Origin of the sequence: Aureispira sp. CCB-QB1, assembly GCF_000724545.1 — a bacterium.
In the GTDB taxonomy this organism is placed as follows: domain Bacteria; phylum Bacteroidota; class Bacteroidia; order Chitinophagales; family Saprospiraceae; genus Aureispira.
The window spans coordinates 349,768-372,901 of record NZ_JHBV01000041.1 but is presented as its reverse complement, the minus strand read 5'-3'; the positions used below and the strand labels follow the sequence as shown (position 1 = coordinate 372,901).

Below are 23,134 nucleotides of genomic sequence, written 5' to 3'. Positions count from 1 at the left end.
TGCTACTGCGTGGTTTCAACGAACTATTGTTAAGGCAAAATTTCTTTCTTAAGATTTCTTAATTTTTTTGCGCTTGAGGTCGCTTACTTTTGAGTTATTAAAATTTTTATCATTAAAACTTAAAAGAAATGGGACGAATATCCTATCAAGATGTACCGAGTGCAATGTTTGAAAAGTTGAGAGATTTGGAAACATTTATAGCACAATCCTCTTTATCTGAACAATTGTTGGAGCTAATGCGTTTGCGGGTATCTCAGTTGAATTTATGTGCCTATTGTGTCGATATGCACCACAAAGAATTGAAACATTTAGGAGAATCCGATTTGCGCTTGTCGATGCTTTGTGTATGGAGAGAAACATCACTTTTCTCAGAGAAAGAGCAGGTTGTTCTGACGTTTGCAGAAGCATTGTCAAAAGGCACTAGAAAAAACCTTCCAGATGCAGTATACGATCCATTAACATCATTTTTTAGTAAAGAAGAAATTTGCTATTTGACGTTGGCTGTGGCACAAATCAATACTTGGAATAAATTGATGAAGACATTTCAGTTTGAATCTGGGAAATATCAAGTAGAAGGTGCAGTCTAATAATACTGTGCTAACGTAAAGTGGTCATCATTTGGCTGGACAGTTTTTAGTAAATAAGACAAGTAATGATTATCATGGAACCTGTTTAATGGTTTCGTGATAATCATTTTTTTTTGATTAAAAATAGAGAAAAAACTTCCTACTTATTTTAAGTCAACTAAAGATTAAAATTAAAGATACTTTCCCTACATTTTATACTTTGAAACTTTAAACGTAACTTTGTCGTTTTGTTTGAACAATAGTTTATTACAATAGATTGTTAGAAGAATACATTTTAGTTTGTTTTAGTTTTTAAGATTTTGTTAATCAGTTTTTTGTGGTTCTTGTTTGTGTTTGAGCATTATTAAAAAAAATGACTAACAGTCAATTAAATCTGAAGCGTTAAAAAACTCATTAGACGTATAATAAAGATAGTTTATGGCGGATAATTCAAATTTTATAGATTATGTAAAGATTTGTTGTCGCTCTGGTGAAGGAGGATCTGGATCAGCACATTTCTTTAGAGATAAGTGGACGAGTACTGGGGGACCTGATGGAGGAGACGGAGGTCGTGGGGGGCATATTATTGCCAGAGGAAATAGCCAAATGTGGACCTTATTGCATTTGAAATATAAAAAACACGTGATTGCAACAAAAGGTGAGAATGGTGGGTCAAGTCGTTCTTCAGGAGCAGAAGGAAAAGATGTTATTTTAGATGTGCCTTTGGGGACTTTGATAAAAGATGCTGAAACAGGTGAAATAGAACACGAAATCACAGAAGATGGTCAAACGGTCATTGTCACACCTGGGGGTCGTGGAGGAAAGGGAAACTGGCATTTCAAATCGCCAACCAATCAAATTCCAACTTATACTTCTCCTGCTGGGGCAGGACGCAGAGAATGGAAGATTTTTGAATTAAAAGTTTTGGCAGATGTAGGTTTGGTTGGTTTTCCTAATGCAGGTAAATCTACTTTGTTGTCGGTACTATCTGCGGCCAAACCAAAAGTAGCCGATTATCCATTTACTACCTTAGTGCCTAATTTGGGAATGGTTAGTTATCGTAATAATCGTTCTTTTGTAATGGCAGATATTCCTGGAATTATAGAAGATGCGCACAAGGGTAAAGGGCTAGGACACCGATTTTTGAGGCATATAGAACGAAATGCCACTTTGTTGTATATGGTTCCTGCGGACAGTGATGATATAGCCAAAGAATATAAGATTTTGGTCAATGAGTTGAAGCAATACAACGAGGAACTATTGGACAAACCCCACATTTTGGCAATTACAAAAGCTGATATCTTAGACGAAGAACTAAAAGAAATGTTGAAAGAGGAGTTGCCTAAAAATGTTCCTACTGTATTTATTTCATCTGTTGCACAAATAGGAATAGCTGAGTTAAAAGATATGTTGTGGGAATCTATTAATTCAGAAATTTAAGCGAAATAGTGAATGGAAGCAATTGATTTTTGGATTTGGTTAGCCAATCACAAACTAGAACTAGAGGAATTCTTAAAAAGTGATTTTACAAACCCTCAACCTTATGAAGCCCTTTGTGCAGAGCTTGAAAGCTATTGTGATTTGTTAATACCTGAATTGACCATAGAAGAAAATGGGGATCATGTCTTAATTATTAGTTGTGATGGTCGCAAGGAAGGAATTCCTTGGGTGGAAGAGTTGTGTGATGCTTTTCCTGTTATCAAAGGTTGGAAAACCTGCAAATATCGTCAGCCCATAGGCTTTTTACCAGCAATCGTTGATGGCATTCAGTTTGAAGAGGACGAAATACTCGTACAATATTCTATTGTACCAGAAACGGGGCTATTTGATGTGAAAATTTATTGCAAAAATTATATAAAAGAAGATCGCCGTTATGGAATCGCAGCACTCATCTATTTGGATCATAGCATAGGAGAGTACAATACCATGACACAAGTACGGTATGTCGATGTATACCCTCTTGTTGAGGGAGAAGGCAACGAGAATCTGCTAACTTTGAGGAAATTTTCGATGTTATTTTGGGATTAATCAATTGGCGAATAAAATGCTTTTTGATGCGATCATCACATTATTGATGAATGGTAAAATCTTCTAAATCGTACATTTCCTGTCGTATTTTTAGAATCGATAGCATAGCATCTACTTCTTTTTGCCATGAATGCCATGCTTGGGAAGCTGTTGGCCAACCTTCACTTACTGTATCATAAAGTTTGGGAGGTATAGAAAAAGCTGCTCTTTTGATAACCGCTTTAATGCTCCATTGAAATACATAAGTATCCTGTTCTATTGTATTTTTAATGCGTTGGATAATTTTTTTAGTAATAACGTCATTCCAAGCTTGCCCTTCTGCCAGTAAGAATGAAATAATAGGATGGTCATCGGACAATGTTAGGCGATTGTCTGTTTTTAAATATTCTCCTGCTAGAGCATTAAATAAATCGTTGGGCAAGTCTTGATATAAAAAATCAATAGAAATATTGGACCAATTGTGTTTGAAAAAAGTATCTAGATAAAAGCGATGACAAGCAATAATCCAATCTTTAGAATTAAAATTCTTAGCAGCCATAGCCCAGCCCCAAACAAATATATTTTTCCATTCGGTTTTGGCAGCCAATAAAAAAAGCTGTTGAGGGTTTTGGCAAAATGTTTTTTCCCACCATTGCGGTGGAATTTTAGAGATGATTTGAGCCAATTGATTGGCTTTGGGACCATGGTCCTTTATAAAAATTTGTCGAGGAGCAATCCCATCAAGTTTCATTTGTGCCGTACAAGAACTCGGCAGTTCTATGTCAATACTTTTTTTCTTGAGATTGTATCTAACAAGTGTTGTTGCTAAGTGTTGCATTCTTTGAACTAACGGACTATCAGGAATCAAAGCCAATAAAATAGCTGCTTGGTTTCGAACTTCTTGACGATTGTCTTGATGAGCTGTATTTAAGAATGAGGCATCGCCTGAACTTAAATTTTGTTGGAGTAATTTTAAAAAGCCAACTTTTGTATTGAATCCTTCACTCTCCCAAACTTGTTCAAGCAACTCAATTGCACGAGTAGGATTTGTCGCACGAACTTTCTGTAAAAAATGTAGACGTTCTTCGTATTTTCCATAAAAGAATACATCATCTGTTTCTATCAAAGGGTGTGCGTAAGTCCATTGTTCTGAAAATTGAGCTAACCATTTTCCTCTATTACCTATACAAGCAATGATAAACTCCTGCAGATGAGGGCGCTTCATGCCATAATCTAGCAGTTCGGGTAAAAGTTCGGGAGAAATGATTTGACACTGATCTTTTAACAATTCCAAAAATTCTATTAGCATTTCGTCATATCGATGCTTCAAAATGTATTGAAGTTGATACCTGCGTTGAGGGTGATAATAATTGCATGTCTCTTTAGGCGCAACCTGCTCCGTTTCAGATGGCGTAGAGCGGGGAACCTGTGCAACGCTATACAATTTATTTTGTATGGCAGCGGCTTTCAACAAGATAGTTTCGGGAGTTTGGTTGGAAGCTATACTTAAACCATATTTGCGAAACTGCTCCAGAAGGAGTGGAGAAATTTTATTACTAGAAATATTTCCAATCAAAGCTTGTCTTACTAATTCTTGCCAGGCATTCATGCTTCAGATAATAAATTAAGAATGGTCGTGAAATGATAGTACTATGTTGGTTGTTTTTAGACAACGTAAATAACAAAAACAAACGTCATTCTATAGACTAGAATGACGTTTGCTACTTTAAAGGTAAAAAATGAAGCTTAGTTTAAGAAATCAATTTGAATTAACTTTTCTCTTTTGACTCCCAACCGATCTAAAGTTTCGGGGGTGACATTTCCTCCATCATCTGTGAGCATATTATCTTTTTGAAACATCATCAAATGTCTTTTTGTCTGCTCGTCAAATTTCCCTGTGATTCGAACGTCGTATTGTTGTTTTTTGAGAGCTTTTTGGATTTCTTCTATAGAAGGGTCATTAAAGTCTCCAAAAGGACAAACTATTTCTGCCCATTGTCTCCAAGAACCCGCAGGAATTTCAATTATTTTCTCTCCTGGACCTAGCTCATTTTTCTTTTCAGCAGTGACATAGTAAATACGTGCTTTTTGCACTAATACTTTGCGCTTAACGATAATCGTTTCAGCAGGAATAACATAGTCTGTTGTGGTAGTATCAATGATGTTTTTAAAAGGAAAAAACTTGCGATGTACAATTTTATAATCTGGCGTTGTTTTTAATAAGCAAAGTGCAAGGTGAGGCACACCATCATCTTTTCTACACAAAGGAGAAACCTTGGCTGTTTTCCATTCCGCACCAGGTTCTTTTAGAACCAAAACTTCGGTCTGAATGAAGTAATTACTAGTATCTAAATTACCGTTCAACGCAGGTGCAAGCTCGATTGTATCTAATACCGTTTCATATTTTGCTGGAACAAGTTTCAAGTAGTGTGTCTTAGTTTCTTTGATTATTTTAGTATCTCCAGCTTTTGCTTTGTACAAAGCGTAAGTTTTGCCAGTTTCAACTATGCTCAAAAGAGATTCTAAGTTGTCCTGTGCTTGTGTTTTGCCCCCAAAAAAGCAAATCAAACTAAGGATAAGTACAAATTTTAGATTCATATTGAGTATGTTTTGCATGCAGAGAAAGTTATTGCCACTAAAAATAACAAAAAAAAGTTAAAAAACCTTAAAAAAAGATTATTTGCAAGCATTTTTTATCTATTTCTAAATATTCAAAAAAATGGAGATTATTTGGCATCAAATAAAGTAATGATTAAAGTTATACCATTTTTGAATAAACAAAAAATAAAAGTTGTTTCTTTTATTTTATAATCATGAGTTAGGAAAAAGAACAGAGCTCTATTTTGTTGATTATGAGCATAAAAAGAATATTTTTTTTAAAAAAATTCGAGTAACAGAGCTCTGCATTCTGTTTCTTTATAAAATCCTAAATTAATGCCGTTTTTAACTCTATTGATTATCTGTCGATTATAAATTTTAAAAAATTTAATATTTTCCCATTTTGACTTTTAGTTTAGGAGCTAGACTCAATTATAATCGTATTTGTTGAATTTTTATAGTAGAAATTGGAATAAAAGATGAAAAAACAAATTTATACCTTGTAGAGGTCTAATCAAAAAATAGCTGACATAGTAGTCATTATTTTGTAGTTTTGAATTGAATAGTAATAGGGGAAATTAATGCAAAAAGAGAAGCGAATTCTATACAAGTTCTATATTCTATGAAGTATTCTTATCTTAGCAATTCTTGACAATTTATTGTCATATGTAATCCATAATCGTTAACCTAAATGTAGAACAAGTAGTCATAGCAGCGTGTGCTTTTTTGAAGAGAATTGTTCTATTGTTAAAATATCAAATTGAGTAAAATGAAAGAACCAGATTTTACAGCTTTACAGAACTTAGCCGCAGAACGTTTTGGTGCAAAAGCATTGTATTGTACAGATGATTTCTTTGCTCCAGTGGAGAATTTATTGAAACCTGGTAGAGGTATTTTTATAGAAGACAAATATACAGATCGAGGCAAGTGGATGGACGGATGGGAGTCTAGAAGAAAGAGGACAGAAGGTCATGATTTTTGTATTATAAAGTTAGGGGCAATGGGACGCCTAAGAGGATTAGATATTGATACCAATCATTTCTTAGGAAATCATCCTCCTTATGCTTCTGTAGAAGCTTGTTGCTTGCCTTTGGATGCAGATGTAGACACTGTATTGAATCATGATGATTGGGATGATTTGGTTAAGAAAATTGCCTTGAAACCTGGGTCACAGCATTTTATTGATATGTATTCAGATTACATTTATACACATCTAAAACTCCGTATTTATCCAGATGGAGGTATTGCCAGATTTAAAGTGTATGGTCACGTGCATGTAGATTGGTCAATGTATGATGAAAATAGCACGATTGATTTAGCTGCGGCTAATATGGGCGCGAAGGCTATTCTTTGCAATGATATGTTCTTTAGCCATATGGATAATTTAATTATGCCTAATAGAGGGCTAAATATGGGTGATGGATGGGAAACTAAACGAAATAGAACTTTGCATAATCGTGATTGGGTAGTTGTAAAATTGGCTAGACCTGGCAAAATTAATCAAGCATTAATTGACACCTGTCATTTTAAAGGTAATTATCCAGATACTTTTTCTTTAGATGGAATTAACTTGCCCAATCATAGCGCTGTAACAGCAGAGAATGTAGATGAGTTGCCTTGGAAAGAAATTTTGTCCAAGCAGAAGTTGCAAGCAGATCAAGAACACTATTATAATAATATACCAACAGAAGAAGTGTTTACTCATGTTCGTTTGAATATTTATCCAGATGGGGGGGTGAGCAGAATGCGATTGTTTGGTAATTTTGTTTAGGACTATTGATTGGTTCTATATTGTCTTGTTGTTTGAATGAATACTCCGTTGATTACATTTGGTGCTGTTGTGTGATAGCTCGTTGTGCAGTGATTTAGTTCGCTCTTTATGGTCATCAGTTTGTTATGGTCGGTTTAGAGGCTATGAAAAACATAAAAAGCATCCTTGATAATTAAGTGAATCTGATTTTGGACGAAGTAATGTTGAATGTGAAGTTAAAAAAAGACGTATGACTTTGGAAGAATTAAACGAACTCAATTTGGGTGATTTGGAACAAAAATTAGAGTATTGTTGTGCTGCTAAGAAATGGTACAAGGAATTGGCTGCCGAGTTTCCTTTTGAAACAATCCATGATTTGAAGGAAGCCTCTGACCGTATTTGGAATACATGCTCAGAGTTAGATTACTTAGAGGCTTTTGAAGGACACCCTAAAATTGGCGATGTTAATAGTCTGGCAAAAAAATTCCAAGCAACTAAAGATTGGGCTGGTAATGAGCAAAAATTAGTACAACAAGCCTCTATGGAGGTGATTGAAGCTTTGGCTGAGGGAAATGCTGCTTATGAAGCTCGCTTTGGATTTATTTTTATTGTTTTTGCAACAGGGAAAACAGCGCAGCAAATGTTGGATTTGTTATTGGAGCGATTGCCCAATGATCGAGCCACAGAGTTGAAAATTGCAGCAGGAGAACAGCATAAAATTACCACTTTGAGAATTCAAAAACTATTAGCATGAGTCAAATTACAACGCATATATTAGATACAAGTCTGGGCAAACCAGCAGCAGGAGTGCAGGTTCGTTTGCAAAGAAAAGATGGAAAAGAATGGGAAACTATCGCTACGGGGATAACGAATTTAGATGGACGTGTTGGAGATCTATTGAAAGAAGGAACAACGATTAGCCCTGGAATTTATAGGATGTTTTTTGAAACGGGAAGTTATTATGAAAAACTGAATGTAAAGACATTTTACCCTGAGATAGGAATTGTATTTGAAACTTTTAATATGGAACATTATCACGTGCCATTGTTACTAAATCCTTTTGGATTTTCAACTTATAGAGGGAGTTGATTAAGTTGATATGTTTTTTTTATATATTTGCATAGTAAAAATACCAACCAATATGAGTTGGACAACGTCTTTATTATAAGAAGGAATTGTTTGCTAAGTTTTTAAACAATTACCAAAGATATTGCTCCACTGTTAAATTAATGTTGGTCTCAAAATAGCGTTTATAGAATGACTACATAAACGCTATTTTGAGATACTCGTTGTTCTAATCGATTTTTATTATGAAAATGCACTCCAATCAATCCACCCCCTTTATTTTAATTATTGCAGTAATTTTAGCTATTATTTTAGGTTTATTAGATGCACAAACAGAAAGTTTTACGCAGCTTTTTGTGGGAGACTCTGGTGCTAATTTGATTGCTTTAATTATGTACACCTCCATGTTTGCTTTAATTATTTCTTTTCTTAGGCTTATTATTACGACTTCTTCCCCTGTATCAGAGGATATTGAGCCATAGGTTTAATGATTATCTTTTTAGATGTGGCGCAACATAAGACCTTGAAGTATCAGGAGCAATATATTTTGTCTTCTGATGACATCCCATGCATGAAATCTTGCTATTAATCATTAGGACATTGTTGCTATTGCCATTTGAAATTTCAATAGCTTGATTAAAACGTTGGAGATTTTCTTGAGCATTTTTTATTCGAAGCTCGACAACTTCTTTATATGGATAACTTTCATATTCGGGAACAGACTTAGCGTTCTGGTACATCATAAGTCCTTTTTTTAAGTCACCTGATTTGATTAAAATATCGCCAAAGTGAATGAAAAAACCTTCCAAATTATGAGGAGCAATCCAAGTATTCCAGCAAGCTCGCCTATTTTTTTCTGTTAAATCTGTATTTAATAGAGGATAATATTTTTTCCAATCTAGATGTTCTCGATCTACTTTTTCACAGGCACAAGCATCGGCATTGTGCCACATTAAATCTATGGACTCTTGAAATCGTTTGTCTGTTTTGTTAGATAAACTTAATGGATAACTCAAGGTGAAATCTCCCCATTCTGGCCATTGTCTAGCGACTTTTTTAGTCTCAAGGTACCCTTTGACGATCTTCTTTTGATCTTGGTCAATGCTTCCTTCTGACATTAAAAAATCACCATGAAACCCTTTTAGCCGTATATCACTGGGGTCTAATTGCATGGCTTCTTTAAAATACTTGTTTGCTAATGTGGCATGGTCAATGACATTAGCGGAGGGCTTAGGCAATCGAATGCGTTCTGATAGTGCCCAGGCATGCGTAAAACCAATATGTGCAGCAAGCGTAGCATTATTAGGGTTCTCTATATATGCTGCTTTTAGGAGGTGTAGTATTTGTGGGATACTGTCATAATTACCTTCGTGAAAGTGTTTCCAAAAATAATGATCAGCAGAAGTTGCCAACGAGCTAAATGATTGGCTGGCGAGCTTCTTTTTTGTAAATATTGGAATAATAGTAGAACAGCTAATAAGACAAAGAGAATAAACTAGAAAGACGCCTAATTTTTTCATCGTAGATTAAATTTTGTGGTTGAAGAATAAAGCTCCAATATAAAAACTAAAATACGTTACAATCAAGTCTTTGTGATAGATGGGAAATGAAAGGGATAAATGGGAATCTCTGTTCTAAGAATGCGTTTAGAAAGTACATTTTTAATAGGTTAGCATTTATGGAGCGTTTTTCATTAAATCAATTTCTCTTTGGAGAAGCTTCTAGAAACAGGAACGGTTAGGTTACTATTGATAAAATGAATATTGCATGAACGAGCATTGCCAGATAGAGAGGCAATATGATTTTTGTTAACAATAAAAGAGCGATGACATCGGATAATTTCAGTGTATTGTTTGAATTGTATTTCTAATTCTTTTAAGGATACTCTAAGTAGTTTGGTTTGTAGAAAATCATTTTTAAAATAGTGTATTTTAGAGTAATTGCCTTCGGATTGAGCAAATAGAAACTGTTGCAAGTCTAAGTTTAGGCAATCAGTAGATGCTTTTCCTTGCAATTGGATTGAATGAATGACGGAGGTTGCTGAATTATTTTTTTGTTCGATTACAAGTTGCTTGTTGATAGTATTGGCTTCTTTTATTAATTGTTTGGATAATAAGAGTTCGGTTGTGAAAAGAAAAAAAAGTACAGGAAAAATACCAACCATAGTCGTCATGAATAGGAAGCTGCTTAAATCAAAAATATAAAGGTCATTTCCAGTGCTGAAAATATGGTAATAATAATTGCCGAATGCGATACATAGAATATTAAAAATAATAAACAATAGTGCTTTGCCAACTGTCCAAGATTCTTTGTGAAACCAAACAGGGAAAAGAAGGGGAAAGAAGGAGTAATTGATACTCATGAAAACTGTTGTAACAATTCCAAAACCTAAAATGTATCTAGATTCTTGGCTAGCAATATCTTGTATATTGAATGGTTGAAAAAGTGTTAAAAATAGATAAATAAATAGCCCAAAGCTACAGGCTAAAACTTCTTTTTGAAAGAAGGTCTCTAAAACAGGATAAGGCTTTTGGAGCCAGACTAAGAATTGCATAGATCTAAAAAAAATTATGGTCAAACAAAAAAAGTAATCGTTCAAAAACAAGAAATTCCTTTTTTGCCGAAAATATACAGAAGGTATTTTTTTTTAGCTTTAAAAGTCCTATCTTTTTATTTTTATCTTGGAATAAAGTTTAGACTGAAGGGGGCAGTGTTTGCTTTTTTTAATGTCTAAGTAGAATTCTCCATTGTTAAACTAACGATACAGTAATATATGAAATTATCAATAACCCCAGTACAAAAAAGTGCTGTTACCAACGAGTTAAGCAAACATAACCTTGCTTTTCAACAAATTTATAAAGGCGATCGAGCAGACCGACAACCAGTACATACTGTATATGGTGGTGCTAATCTTTTTGATGCAACAATTGTTACCAAATTACAAACCAAAGCTATCAGTAGTTTAAAATATTATGCACCTAATTTTTGTGTATTGGGTCGTGTGTTAAAACTGGAAGGTTGGGAACATTTGCCTACGAGTACTAATGAAATTCAAATTCTTCAAGAACGATTGGATAATTTGCCAGAGGTGGAACGGAAAAAAGAACCTCATTGGTTGGCTTATACCGTCTACAATAAGTTAGTTGCAAAATTAGAGCATGAGCCTTTAGAAGATTTTAGAATTGATTTTGAGGATGGTTTTGGTAATAGAAGTGACGAAGAGGAAGATGCAACAGCAGCTAGAGCGGCGGAAGAAGTTGCTAAAGGGATGCAAGAAGGAACCTTGCCGCCTTTTATTGGTATACGAATCAAGCCTTTTAGTGAAGATTTAAAAGAGAGAGGAATTCGCACCCTAGATATTTTTATTAGCACACTTTGCGCAGCAACGGGCGGGCAATTGCCTGAAAATTTTGTTGTAATGCTCCCAAAAGTAACCATTGAAGGGCAAGTAGAAGCATTAGTGCAGTTGTTTGAATGGTTGGAGGCTGCTAATGGCATTGCTAAAGGGACTTTAAAAATGGAAATGATGGTTGAGACAACGCAATCTATTATGGGAGAGGAAGGTCGAAATCCTTTAATGCGTTTTATCCGTGCTAGCAAAGGGCGTTTAATTGCCTGCCATTTTGGAACTTATGATTATACGGCTTCTTGTAGTATCACTGCTAAGTACCAAACAATGGATCATCCTGTTTGTGATTTTGCGCACCATATGACAAAAGTAGCCTTGGCACATACTGGAATTTGGTTGTCGGATGGAGCAACAAATGTAATGCCTGTAGGGCCTCATCGAGGAGAGGAGCTAAGTTATGCTCAATTAAAAGAAAATACAGAGATTGTACATCGTGCTTGGAAAATGGGCTATGACCATGTCCGTCATTCTCTTTGGAATGGATTTTATCAAGGATGGGATTTACACCCTGCGCAATTTATTGCTCGTTATGCGGCTGTTTATGCCTTTTTCTTGGAAAGTTATAGCGATGCAGCTTTGCGGTTGAAAAATTTTATTGATAAGGCAGCTAGAGCAACCTTGACAACAGATATTTTTGATGATGCGGCAACGGGGCAAGGCTTGTTGAATTATTTCTTGAAAGGAATGAATAGTGGTGCAATTTCAGAAGAGGAAGCAATGGCAACAGGATTGACACTAGAAGAGATTCGAAGTCGTTCTTTTTTAGCAATATTAAAAGGTCGCCGTGCACAATAATCAAATCATTATAAGAAGCCAATAGTTTGTTAGAACCATGCAGTAGCACCGCAGAAGTGCTAATAAATAATTGCTAATCTAACTAAAGGGAAAAAAGCACCTCACAAATTCAAACAATTATTGAATGAAAGAAGTACAATTATGGAAATTTGTTGCTCAAAAAATCAATGCCAATCAACGGGTTGCTCTAATGTTTGTTGCCGAAAGTATAGGGAGTAGCCCTGGGCGACAAGGACATTATATGGCGGTGAGTGAAGATGCTAGTATGTACGGAACAATAGGCGGTGGTGCTATGGAATACAAACAAGTAGAAGTATGCAAAAAATTATTAAAAACTACAACCAATACTTGTACTCGGCAGCAACTAGTCCATGATAAAAGTGATAGAAGTAAATGGTCGGGTCTGTCTTGTTCTGGTGAACAGACAGTCCTGACTTTCTTTTTGAATAGAGAACACAAGGCATTCGTTGAGAAAATAGTATGGGCTTGTACAGATGAAAAAGATTATCATTTGGTGTTGGCTGCTGATAATACGCTAGTTGTAGAGGAAGCGAATGGGGCAATGCCTAAGTTTGAATATACTTTTAGTTCTATTGAAAATTGGACCTATCGTTTTATAATAAACAATCAAGATCGAGTCTATTTAATCGGAGGAGGGCATGTGGGCTTAGCATTGTGCCGCCAACTTGCGTGGCTTAATTTTAAGGTGGTCTTAATTGACAACCGAGCCGATTTGCCAACAGAGGAATATGACGAATTTATTTCTAAAAAAATTATAACCAACTATAAAAAAGTAGCTAATTTTGTTCCAAGTACAAAACGAGATTATATTGTCATTATGAGCTTTTCTAGTGCTTTAGATACATTGATATTGAGTCAGTTAATTCGAAAAGAGGCTTGTTATATTGGAATGATGGCAAGCCAAGTTAAAGTCAATCGAATTCGAACTATATTGCTAGAAAAAGGTTATTCAGAAGCAGATTTTGAGCGGGTCAAAACGCCAATAGGCATTCCTATCAAATGCAAAAGCCCAGCAGAAATTGCCGTGAGCGTAGCGGCAGAAATGATAGACATTAGAAATCGAATCAATTAGAGAAAAAAAAATCTTAGAAGGAAAATAGGGATTAATGATTAAGGACCAACATAATAGAATACATGATTATCTACGCATTTCTTTGACAGAGCGTTGTAATTTACGCTGTTTTTATTGCATGCCTGAGGAAGGAGTAGAGTTGGCTCCTAAGTCGCACTTGATGACTTATGAGGAAATTTTGTCAATTGCTACCACATTTGTCGAAATGGGCGTGAAAAAAATTCGCCTAACAGGTGGAGAACCATTAGTCCGCAAAGATGCCACTATTATTATAGAAGCACTCGGAGCACTCCCTGTAGAATTAGCAATTACAACAAACGGAATTATTGTAGATCGGTTTGTTGCGGCATTTAAAAAAGCAGGACTAAAGGCTGTTAACATTAGTTTGGATACATTGGATCGGGATAAATTTGCTTTGGTCACCAAGCGAGATGATTTTCAGAAAGTACGCCAAAATATTGATTTATTATTAGCAGAAGGCTTTCATGTAAAGATTAATGTTGTTTTGATGCGTGCCATTAATTTTGACGAAATTATTGATTTTATAGAATTGACCAAGGCTCAAAATTTACAAATTCAATTTATAGAGTTTATGCCCTTTGATGGAAATCAATGGGATTGGAAAAAAGGTATCTCGTTAGCAGAAATTGTAGAGAAAGCAACTAATTATTACAATGAAAACAATATCCTTCGGATAGCAGATAAACCCAACGATACTGCTGTTAACTATAAAGTACGAGGGTATCAAGGATCGTTTGCTATTATTAGTACAATTACAAATCCGTTTTGTGGTACGTGCAATCGAATCCGTTTAACAGCGAATGGACGAATTAAAAACTGCTTGTTTTCAACCAGCGAAACAGATTTATTAACGCCATTTCGAGCAGGGGAAGATATTCGACCAATTATTCTGAAAAGTATTCAGTCAAAAGCACCTGCTAGAGGTGGTTGGGAGAGTTTAGAAGCATTTTCTAAACCAGAAAATCATGGACAAAATCGCTCTATGATTTTGATTGGTGGCTAAACATTGAATCCAATAATTGCTTATTATTGGGAATTTTTCCCATCTTTGAATTTAACTTCTTTAGAAAGATAAAATAGCTATTATACAATAACAATAATAGTTGACTAATTTTTAGTTTTTAACTTGTTTTGCTTCGTGAGCTCGCAAGCTTAGTTAGCTGCTACTGTGTAGTTCAAGCGAACTAATGATACGATTAACAATGATTCAAATCCTCGCAGAATATCCCTTGTTGTTGCTTTTTGTTGTTGCTTCTTTAGGGTATTTAATTGGTAATATATCCATCAAAGGAAATTCTTTAGGCGTTGCTGCCATTTTGTTTACAGGATTGTTTTTTGGTGCTATAGATGCTCAATTACAAATTCCAGAAATTGTTTTATTGCTTGGGTTGTCGATTTATGTCTATTCTATAGGCTTGAGTTCGGGACCAGCTTTTTTTGAATCTTATCGCAAAAATGGCATTCGAGATTTTCTGTTTATTATATCCATGCTCATTTTATCGGGATGTATAGCAGCTACCTTATGGTATTTATTTGGCTTTTCTGCTGCTACGATTACAGGAGCGTATGCAGGAAGTACCACCAATACAGCTGCTTTAGCAGGAGTAATTGATTATATGAGCAATACTTTTCCGAAGGAGCAAGCTGCAGAATTAACGCAAGAGCTAGTCGTAGGCTACTCTTTTTCTTATCCAATGGGCGTTTTAGGAGGTATTATTGCCATTATTGTTATGGAAAAAGTATTTCGGATTAATTATGAAAAAGAAAAACTAAACTTGCAGGATCATTATCCTTTGGAACAAGAACTGAAGCGCATATCTATAGAAGTAAGTGAGGTGGAGGCAACGCATATCAAACTTAGAGAGTTGTTAAAAAAACATCAATGGAAAGTTGCCTTTTGTCGGATTATACGAGATGAAAAGATGGACTTAATTAGCCGAGATACCCATTTTTTGTTGGGGGATATTTTGACTGTAGTTGGGAATCAAGAAGAGTTGACTAGGTTGAAACAAGTCTTAGGAAAAGAAACCGACTCTCTTATGGTTTACGATCGTTCTAATTTTGATACCACTAGAATTTTTGTATCAAATCCAGAAGTGGCTGGACGTTCTATTGCATCCCTAAATTTAGAGGAAAAATATTATGCTAAAATCACACGAATTAGAAGGGGAGATGTTGATATGCTGGCAAATGGGGATACGATTTTAGAGTTGGGAGATCGAATTCGATTTGTTGCACAAAGGGACGATATTAAAAAATTGTCTAAACTTTTTGGGGACTCTTATCAAGCATCTAGTAAAGTAAATCTATTTTCTTTTGGACTAGGAATTGGTTTGGGATTAATTTTAGGAACTATTGAATTAAACCTAGGATCAAGCTTTAGCTTTAAGCTAGGCTATGCGGGAGGTCCTTTAATTGTAGGACTAATTTTAGGAGCCTTGCGAAGAACGGGACCAATTGTCTGGTCGCTGCCATATTCTGCCAATGTTACTTTAGAACAGATAGGATTGATTTTGTTATTGACTGCCATTGGGGTTCGTTCTGGCAATTCTTTTATTGATAGCTTTTCTATGGAAGGCATTTATGTGTTTGGAGCAAGTGCTGTTATCAGCCTACTGACAGCATTATCTATTTTATTTGTAGGTTATAAAATTATAAAATTACCATTTAGTTTTCTGATGGGTATGGTATCCAATCAGCCTGCTATTCTGGATTTTGCAGCCTCAAGAACAAAAAATAGAATTCCTGTATTTGGTTATGCCATGATGTTTCCGTTGGCATTGATTATGAAGATTGTTATTGCACAAGTCTTGTTCTTAGTGTTGCATTAGAATTAATGGGATTTAATTGTAATTGCCCTAGTTGCCTTGTATTTTAAGGAACTTTAATTTCAAGGAGTCCTTGCTGGGGATTAAAAACCATTTGTTGCACTGTGATTTGCATTTTAACAGCTTTGTCATTTAAGATGGAAAAGCAATCCATTGGATTGGAAGGAAGTTCTCGCTCTAGCAACAACTGTGTGCGATTATACCGACCACATGACGTGTCTTTGAGAGCACTTTGGTTATTGCTTTTGTAGTTGATTTTTTTATAATCATTGGTAACAATAATAAAACCATTGGCAGCTTGTCTAGTTTTACTTGATTGAGGTGTTCGTTCAATAACGAGCATTTGCCCAGCAGTTGTTCCAGATAGTAGTAATAAACAATCGCAAACAATAGTGGTTTGTTCAAGCATGTTTTGCGCTTGTTGAAAGTGATAATCTCCTTCAAGAACTTCTCTAAGTAAGAAGCTAACAGGCTTTGCCATCATAGGAGGTTCATCGCTCACGATTGCATTTAAGGTAATTGAAAATCGGTGAGGTTTAATGCCTGAAAGAACACCAACGAAACCAACCCAACCAATGGATTGAAAAACAGTCTGACCACCTTTGGTAAACGTAAAAATTTTGGTGTATTTCTTTAAAACGTCATTTTCTGTCCACCAATCTAGATTACGGGCATGCCATATGCTACCGTCTTTTTCAAAAGCAAAGGCAGTACAAGCAAAAGCAAACTTGACAATGTCGTAATATAAATTAGCAATCAGTATTTGATCGGCAGTATAATCACAATAATTGGCAATGCACTCAATCTCTTCGAGATAACTCGAGGGAATAAATAATGCTTTGTAGTTATCTAAGACGCTTTCTATAAGTGCTACATAATCTGCTAAATCTACCCAATAACAAGCGATAATTTCGTTGATTTCTGTACGATAGTTAGCTGCAAAATGCCACCTTTCTTTGGGAGGAAGGTCCAAATTTATTTCTATAGATTCCATGGGATAGATTTGTAGAAGTGTTTAAAATGTTACTTAGGGGATGTAAATAAGGATTTATGGAACGGGGTGTTATGACTATGATTAGCAATAACTAAGATTGGGAACAGACATCTTTACAAAAAAGTTCCTCCCTTTAGCCTACTTTTCGGTCTTGCTTTGCAATTCATTGCCGTAATCTTCAACAATTTTAGCAAAGCGATGGTAAAGCTCTTTGTGTTTGTCAGGGAGAATTAAAAAGCGAAAACCAGTTTCTAGTTCTACCCAGATCGTGTCACGAGGGTGTCTTTGGTAAGAATAGTTGGTTGCTTCTGAGAATAAGTGCTCATATTCTACCACCAATTTATTGAGGCTTTCCCAGCCATCTTGATACGCATCACTAAAGTACTCTTCCCCTAAAATGGTATAGAGCAAGCCTTGATTTAGAATAAAAGAAACTTTGTAGTTAAGCCCTCTTTTAATAGAGAATTGTACAACATTTTGATCCCAATAAAGCCAAAGCTTTTGAGTGCCTAAGATAATATCTAACTTTCGTTCCAAAAAACCTAAGTCTATAGGATAGTTGGCAGCATGATCGTAAGTAATTTTTTTGTGAAACCCATTTTTGAGATAAATTTCAATGACAACACCCGAAATATTATCAATAGAACTTTTAAAAGAAGGCTCTTTGATATCGAAAAAGCCTGATTTTTTGATAATGTTATTAAGGTTATGAATACGTTTCCTATAAATTTTCCACTGAAAAAAGCCAATTAGCCGAACCGCTTCTTTTCCATGAAAAAGGACATTGCCCAAGGCATCTACCGAAATACTATAAGAAGGACTACCCCAAGCTGGAATTCGCCCAAATTTAATAATATGAAATTCCGTTTGTCGAGTAGCATACAACTCTAGTGCTTCTTGTTGTTGGCTATTATTTTGTATCGCTAAGCTAAGTTCTTGATCTAGTTGAGCTTGTTTTTTTAGGAGTTCTGCTTTTTCTATTTTTAGCAATGAGTTGAGGTCTTGCAACTCGTTGCGTTCCTCTTCCAAGCGTTGCAACTTTTCTTGAATGCGTGCACTTTTTCGAATGACAATTCCAAAAATTATCAAAAAAGGAAGAAAAGTACCAACAATAACAAGAAAAGTGGTCATGGACGCATATTAATTAAGAATAAAGCAAAAGGAGTTCCTATTAGAACTTGTTCTTCCACATCATGGACTCCACAGGACGGATGGTACGTTCGTTGTATTTTGCGTTTTGCTTTTTGTTATAATACGTTTTTATGTCGCCATGTACCATAAAATAAATTAATTGCCCAATAGGCATACCTTTGTATACACGAACAGGGTGAGTACATGAAATCTCTAATGTCCAAGTGTTGCAAAAACCAACATCACCTTTTCCAGCAGTGGCATGAATATCAATCCCCAGACGTCCAACACTAGATTTTCCTTCTAAAAAAGGAACAGAATTATGTGTTTCTGTGTATTCTTCGGTAACCCCCAAGTAAAGCATTCCTGATTGAAGGACAAAACCTTCGTCTGGAATTTCAAAAGATTCAATTTCATTATGCTTTTTGGCATCTAGAACACGATTTTTGTACGTGGCTAGATATTTTCCCAAGTGTACATCATAAGAATTAGTACCTAAGCAATTTGGGTCAAAAGGTTCGATTACAATTTCTTTATTTTCAATTGCTTTTAGTATTTCCTTATCTGATAATATCATGATTGTTTATTATAGTAATGTGTAAGTTTAGTACTGCATAGATTTTTCGCTTTGCTGTTGCAAAAACAAAAAAGTATCTTTGTATTGGTGTTGATTATAAATGTTTTATGTTTTGGGCGTTTAAAAGGATTTTGATGGTAATCAACTTGAAATACCACCGAGTAGTAGTGTAGTTTAACGGATACGATTTTGTCACAAAGTATTGTAAGTTGACAAAGCGTTCCATTAGACGAGGCAAATTTAAGAACTCTCAACAGCTATGCAAAAAAAAGCCAAAAGGAATTAAAATAATTAATTCCTTGCCGACTAAAGAAGCCGTAGATATACTAAACTACAAGTATTTTTCTGCTGAAAAATCTTGATTGTATCCTTACTTTTTCTACGATTTGCAGAAAGAGACTCAGCCTAAAAACTACCAAATACAACGCTAGCGCCCACATAAGGACCTGAAAACATGGCAGGACTTTTGAGCAGATTGCCATTGCGTGTTTCCCCATTTATAATTGCAAAATGATATCCTCCTTTGGCTCCAAGTTTAAGAAATCCACCAATTTTTACTTGTAAGTTTATTTCCAAGGAGCTATTGAGTCCAAACATAGTATACAAATCATCTTCAAAAATGACCCCTATAGAATTATTAGGGTCTTCGATGGCAGTAAGTTCACTGAAAGATACCGTGTTAAGACCTAACATTCCATTAAATGTAATTTGAAAAGGTTTGTCAGGCATCACATTAAAACCAACATTAACACCTGTTTCGATATTACTAGCACTACTAGAAATTGCAAAATCATTTCGAGAAAAGGGATGATTGTTTTTGCCAAACAAACTATCGGGATTTGATTCAAATAAATCGTACTTATAAGGTTTGTTAAGAGCTCTCAGGTATACTCCAAATTGGAAGTTGTCGTTAACAACAATACCACCACCAGCACCAAGATAGACATCTCCAGATAATTCAGAACCGACATACAAAATTTCAGTATGTCCATAACCACTCACACCATTTTTTTGCGCGAAAATGCTAGAAGTACTTATGAAAAAAAGCAAGAGCAGCATTAGAGAATTGGATAGAATGATTTTCATATTTAATCGAAATTTAAATGTTTAGTAATGTTTTTGATGCTTTCGGCCTCAGGAGCCTCAGAGCTTTTGTTTCTACCACGCCAATACAAGGATGTTTTGCTTTGCCCATGCTTGATTTTAGCATCAGAAAACTGAATTAAACTAGGATTCGTATCTAGCATAGCATAGCCACTTTTTCGTTTTGCAAATTCAGCTTTAAAGGGAGCTACAGAAAAATTTTCCATTCCATTGTTCCATGCAATAACTTTCATATTGACATGGCTGCGCATTTGTCCATTTTCTTCGTTGTAATCTAGAGGAGTGATGTAATTATCCAACTGCAAGAGCCAATGTTCCTCATTTAATACAATCCCCAATCCTTTGATGCCGACACAAGCAGTAGGATATTCATCTTTTTGCCCTTGAATAGTGAGTTCTTTGCTAACGTCTTCTACCTCTACAGCAATATCCCAAGCATAATTTCTAGTAGTATATGAATTTCTAATTTCTCCTGCATCTTCTTCAAAACCAATAACCAGCAAATGTAGCGTAAGTTCATAGGCTGTTTGATCTTTAAAAAGCTCGCATTCAAGTGTTCTACAGTTGGTAACCAAATTAAAATTAGCTGTTAGATAAATTTGTTTTGTTTCCTTTATGTACAGGGGGTCTTCTACCAAAAAATGGAGGAGTTGAAGTTGGTCTGCTTTGGTCATTGATTTTACTTCAAAACCATTGACAAGTACATCATAATGCGATTTGCCTTGCATCCATTTATCTAAATCCAAATAAATGTTTTCCGTTTTTGTTAATAAGTCTCCTTCATGTCCATTAACCAATATTTTGATCTCAGTTTCTTTAAAAAAAACATTTGGTGATTCTACATAAGTATAATGGGTTGTCGCAAAGGTACTATCAGAGCCCAAGCCTGTTGCGCTATAATGTACACAGTATCCACTATCTTGTTGCATCGAAACTAGGCTGCCAATTCTATTAATTCGATGGTTGTAGGTCCATTGATGCTCAAAGCCTCGCCATATTAAAGCTTTATTATAGGGCTTTATACTTTGACCTTGTAGGGTGTTCATACAAATAATAGACAGGAGCGTAAAAAGAAAGCTATTAAAAATGTGTTTTAAATTCATAAATTTTAAAGACTTAAATGAAAAAGGATTGAAGAATTGGTCGACTAAATTTCCGAAAAATAGGGCAGAGTAGAAAGTAATAAATAAAAGTTTAACGCTAACTTATTTTTTTGTGACGGATAGGATCTGGCTCTTTTTAAGATAAAAGACACGATTGATAGGTATTTTTTAGTAGAATAAGTTGCTGAATTGGTTAATACCTTTTTGGGGGAACTTTCCCGTTTGATAACAGCATAACTGACAGGAGATAATACGCTTAGACTGGGGGGACGAATGTGTGTTTGGAATACATGGCTTCCCACCTTTTTATACTCAGTAAACATGATGATTTTATTGTTGTTAAAGTAAAAACTAAATTAGAATTTATTGAAATGTTTTAAACTCAATTCGTATTAGCAACAATCAGTAAAATGTATTGATAAGAATAATCATGTAGGTTAAAACCAATGTGTTTGTTTTAGTAATCGTCCAGAAAGATAAAATATAGCCTTATTTTTTAGCATCTACTTTAAGGTGCAGTTATTTATTGTAACTGTTTTAGGGAGGATTTTGTTCATAAAGGATAGTAGAAATAATTGAAAAAGAAAAATTCTTTTAGGGAGGGGTGTAAGTCGTTTATTCTTGAATAGAATAAGAAAGCTAAAAAGATAGACGATGCTAGAAAATAGACTGGGAAATAAAAAGAAAAACCGCAAATAATTCGAGTGAATTACTTACGGTTTTATCGTGCGGAAGTTGAGGGATTCGAACCCCCGGTAGGCTATTAACCCACGCCAGTTTTCAAGACTGGTGCATTCAACCGCTCTGCCAAACTTCCTTTTTTTTAGTAGCCGTTTCGTTGACTGCGATGCAAATATACGGCAGTTTTCTTTATTTGCAAATTTTTAGAAGAAAAAATGTGTCTTTTTTTTAAGTTTTTTTTTGAGGTTGCTTGTTGATTGTTCAGAATCAGTTAGATAGATCCTGAATTTTTTTTTGATTTTTTTTAAGTTTTTTTAATCAGGTTTGAGAGACGTAGTGGAGGAGAAGAAATCTAAGACAAGTGCATCCGTTATTTCTTTTGTGATAATGTATTTAGCCAAATCAAAATAAGCTCCTACTTCATCTAAAATCCAACTATCTGCTGTAATGCAAATTTTTTCTTTCTCAATAAGTGTAGAGTCTGGGTTAAAGACTAAGTCAACATCCCAATTAGATTTATTTTTCTCTGCTAATTCATAGAGTAATACTTTTAATCGACCACTATTAGAAACGGGCGCATCAAAATACCACTGAACGTGTTTTACATCGAGTTCTTTGAGTGCTTTGTCAATTAACAGCAAAGCAGGAATGGTCTCATTGACTTTTTTGTAGGTGCTGTGTACACTTGCGATATCTCGATAGCAGCCATCTTGACCAACCAAAATATATCCTTTTGATAAAGCCGCTTCTATTGTAATCAATAAATTATACCCATCAATAGCTACAGATTGGTTGTTTAAAGCTTGCGGAAGAAGAGCTTTTTGAGAGCGAGTATAGAGTTTGTCAGAAGGGCAAGTAATCAAACTCAAGGCTCTTTGTTGGCGTTTATTCAGTTGATAACGGTTGCCAACCAAAGCCAAGGCGGACTTTTCGCCATACTGCTTGCCAAGTAAAAAAGACAAATCTCCTGCTGCCGCTGCAAAAATAGGATGCCATTTGGGAGCAAAATTAGTATTGTCTTGAGAATGTTTGCCTCTATGTTTCATGATAGGGTATTGTTTTATTGTTTGTAATAATCCGAGCGACCACGCAGTAGTAGCGCAGTATTAAATGCAAAGAATTGCTAATATTTGGATGAAATAACTCGAAAACCATTAAAAAGGTTCCTTTTAAGAGCAAAGTAAGCTCTAGAAATTATACCGTGTAGCTGTTCATTTTTTCACAAAAAATTCTATCTTTGTCAACCATAAAAATTAAGTTGTATTGAAATTTAATAGTTCTTTGTTTTTTATTTATTCAATAAATAAAAGTATTCATTTGATAGATGAAAAATACCAAAAGCATCTTAAACTGGTTTGATAGTCAGTTTCGTATGTTTGTTTAGAACTATTGGAGGTTTGTACAAAAATAAA

At 35.1% G+C, this 23,134-nt stretch carries 21 protein-coding genes and 1 tRNA gene; 11 read left to right on the top strand and 11 right to left on the bottom strand.

Annotated elements, in window-relative coordinates; genetic code table 11:
- The first annotated feature begins 128 nt into the window (after positions 1-128).
- From CG11_RS22010 to CG11_RS22000, 3 genes are all read left to right on the top strand, one after another.
- Entirely contained in the window at positions 129-587 is a 459-nt protein-coding gene (locus CG11_RS22010) for a carboxymuconolactone decarboxylase family protein (protein WP_052599000.1), read from the top strand.
- A gap of 417 nt (positions 588-1,004) precedes the next feature.
- Positions 1,005-2,006, top strand: a complete 1,002-nt coding sequence (obgE, locus tag CG11_RS22005) for a GTPase ObgE (RefSeq protein ID WP_052598999.1) — start codon at positions 1,005-1,007, stop codon at positions 2,004-2,006.
- A 12-nt stretch (positions 2,007-2,018) separates the two neighbouring features.
- Positions 2,019-2,594, top strand: a complete 576-nt coding sequence (locus CG11_RS22000; RefSeq protein ID WP_052598998.1) for a hypothetical protein — start codon at positions 2,019-2,021, stop codon at positions 2,592-2,594.
- A 40-nt stretch (positions 2,595-2,634) separates the two neighbouring features.
- On the opposite strand, the gene CG11_RS21995 is transcribed toward CG11_RS22000, so the two are convergent.
- The gene (locus CG11_RS21995; protein ID WP_052598997.1) at positions 2,635-4,182 is read right to left on the bottom strand and encodes a DUF5691 domain-containing protein; all 1,548 of its coding nucleotides are present in this window, start codon (positions 4,180-4,182) and stop codon (positions 2,635-2,637) included.
- 137 nt (positions 4,183-4,319) lie between these two features.
- Positions 4,320-5,171, bottom strand: a complete 852-nt coding sequence (locus CG11_RS21990; protein ID WP_197043909.1) for a peptidoglycan-binding domain-containing protein — start codon at positions 5,169-5,171, stop codon at positions 4,320-4,322.
- A gap of 769 nt (positions 5,172-5,940) precedes the next feature.
- Here CG11_RS21990 and alc point away from each other — a divergent pair.
- From alc to CG11_RS21965, 4 genes are all read left to right on the top strand, one after another.
- Positions 5,941-6,942, top strand: coding sequence for an allantoicase (gene alc, locus CG11_RS21980; RefSeq protein WP_052598994.1), 1,002 nt, complete (start codon positions 5,941-5,943; stop codon positions 6,940-6,942).
- A gap of 229 nt (positions 6,943-7,171) precedes the next feature.
- The gene (gene uraD / locus CG11_RS21975; protein ID WP_052598993.1) at positions 7,172-7,675 is read left to right on the top strand and encodes a 2-oxo-4-hydroxy-4-carboxy-5-ureidoimidazoline decarboxylase; all 504 of its coding nucleotides are present in this window, start codon (positions 7,172-7,174) and stop codon (positions 7,673-7,675) included.
- Positions 7,672-8,010: a hydroxyisourate hydrolase gene (gene uraH, locus CG11_RS21970; RefSeq protein ID WP_052598992.1), complete on the top strand. Its 339-nt coding sequence runs from the start codon at positions 7,672-7,674 to the stop codon at positions 8,008-8,010. Before uraD ends, uraH begins: the two co-directional genes overlap by 4 nt.
- Before the next feature lie 221 nt (positions 8,011-8,231).
- On the top strand, positions 8,232-8,468 hold the full coding sequence (locus CG11_RS21965; RefSeq protein WP_052598991.1) for a hypothetical protein: 237 nt from the start codon (positions 8,232-8,234) through the stop codon (positions 8,466-8,468).
- Positions 8,469-8,477: 9 nt separating this feature from the next.
- Here the strand turns inward: CG11_RS21965 and CG11_RS21960 are convergent, their stop codons facing one another.
- Positions 8,478-9,506 carry a hypothetical protein gene (locus tag CG11_RS21960; protein WP_052598990.1) on the bottom strand — a complete coding sequence of 343 codons (1,029 nt, stop codon included), beginning with the start codon at positions 9,504-9,506 and terminating at the stop codon, positions 8,478-8,480.
- Between the two features lie 173 nt (positions 9,507-9,679).
- Positions 9,680-10,540: a LytTR family DNA-binding domain-containing protein gene (locus CG11_RS21955; RefSeq protein WP_052598989.1), complete on the bottom strand. Its 861-nt coding sequence runs from the start codon at positions 10,538-10,540 to the stop codon at positions 9,680-9,682.
- A 219-nt stretch (positions 10,541-10,759) separates the two neighbouring features.
- Between CG11_RS21955 and CG11_RS21950 the strand changes: the two genes are divergently transcribed.
- The 4 genes from CG11_RS21950 to CG11_RS21935 all read left to right on the top strand — a co-directional run bounded on the left by CG11_RS21950 (position 10,760) and on the right by CG11_RS21935 (position 16,135).
- Positions 10,760-12,190: an aldolase/citrate lyase family protein gene (locus CG11_RS21950; RefSeq protein ID WP_052598988.1), complete on the top strand. Its 1,431-nt coding sequence runs from the start codon at positions 10,760-10,762 to the stop codon at positions 12,188-12,190.
- A 124-nt stretch (positions 12,191-12,314) separates the two neighbouring features.
- Positions 12,315-13,283: an XdhC family protein gene (locus tag CG11_RS21945; protein WP_052598987.1), complete on the top strand. Its 969-nt coding sequence runs from the start codon at positions 12,315-12,317 to the stop codon at positions 13,281-13,283.
- Between the two features lie 34 nt (positions 13,284-13,317).
- The gene (gene moaA / locus CG11_RS21940; RefSeq protein ID WP_052598986.1) at positions 13,318-14,307 is read left to right on the top strand and encodes a GTP 3',8-cyclase MoaA; all 990 of its coding nucleotides are present in this window, start codon (positions 13,318-13,320) and stop codon (positions 14,305-14,307) included.
- A 199-nt stretch (positions 14,308-14,506) separates the two neighbouring features.
- Positions 14,507-16,135 carry an aspartate:alanine exchanger family transporter gene (locus CG11_RS21935; protein ID WP_052598985.1) on the top strand — a complete coding sequence of 543 codons (1,629 nt, stop codon included), beginning with the start codon at positions 14,507-14,509 and terminating at the stop codon, positions 16,133-16,135.
- Positions 16,136-16,178: 43 nt separating this feature from the next.
- On the opposite strand, the gene CG11_RS21930 is transcribed toward CG11_RS21935, so the two are convergent.
- The 7 genes from CG11_RS21930 to CG11_RS21900 all read right to left on the bottom strand — a co-directional run bounded on the left by CG11_RS21930 (position 16,179) and on the right by CG11_RS21900 (position 22,768).
- A complete protein-coding gene (locus tag CG11_RS21930; RefSeq protein ID WP_052598984.1) occupies positions 16,179-17,126 on the bottom strand; it encodes a C45 family autoproteolytic acyltransferase/hydolase in 948 nt (315 codons plus the stop codon).
- A gap of 138 nt (positions 17,127-17,264) precedes the next feature.
- On the bottom strand, positions 17,265-18,257 hold the full coding sequence (locus tag CG11_RS21925; protein ID WP_052598983.1) for a DUF6438 domain-containing protein: 993 nt from the start codon (positions 18,255-18,257) through the stop codon (positions 17,265-17,267).
- A 40-nt stretch (positions 18,258-18,297) separates the two neighbouring features.
- Positions 18,298-18,834 carry a dCTP deaminase gene (gene dcd, locus CG11_RS21920; RefSeq protein WP_052598982.1) on the bottom strand — a complete coding sequence of 179 codons (537 nt, stop codon included), beginning with the start codon at positions 18,832-18,834 and terminating at the stop codon, positions 18,298-18,300.
- A 405-nt stretch (positions 18,835-19,239) separates the two neighbouring features.
- A complete protein-coding gene (locus tag CG11_RS21915) occupies positions 19,240-19,920 on the bottom strand; it encodes a hypothetical protein (protein ID WP_052598981.1) in 681 nt (226 codons plus the stop codon).
- A 2-nt stretch (positions 19,921-19,922) separates the two neighbouring features.
- Positions 19,923-21,041, bottom strand: coding sequence for a hypothetical protein (locus CG11_RS21910; RefSeq protein WP_052598980.1), 1,119 nt, complete (start codon positions 21,039-21,041; stop codon positions 19,923-19,925).
- A gap of 729 nt (positions 21,042-21,770) precedes the next feature.
- Positions 21,771-21,858 (bottom strand) — tRNA-Ser (locus CG11_RS21905).
- 178 nt (positions 21,859-22,036) lie between these two features.
- Positions 22,037-22,768: a DUF434 domain-containing protein gene (locus CG11_RS21900; protein ID WP_052598979.1), complete on the bottom strand. Its 732-nt coding sequence runs from the start codon at positions 22,766-22,768 to the stop codon at positions 22,037-22,039.
- Between the last annotated feature and the right edge of the window lie 366 nt (positions 22,769-23,134).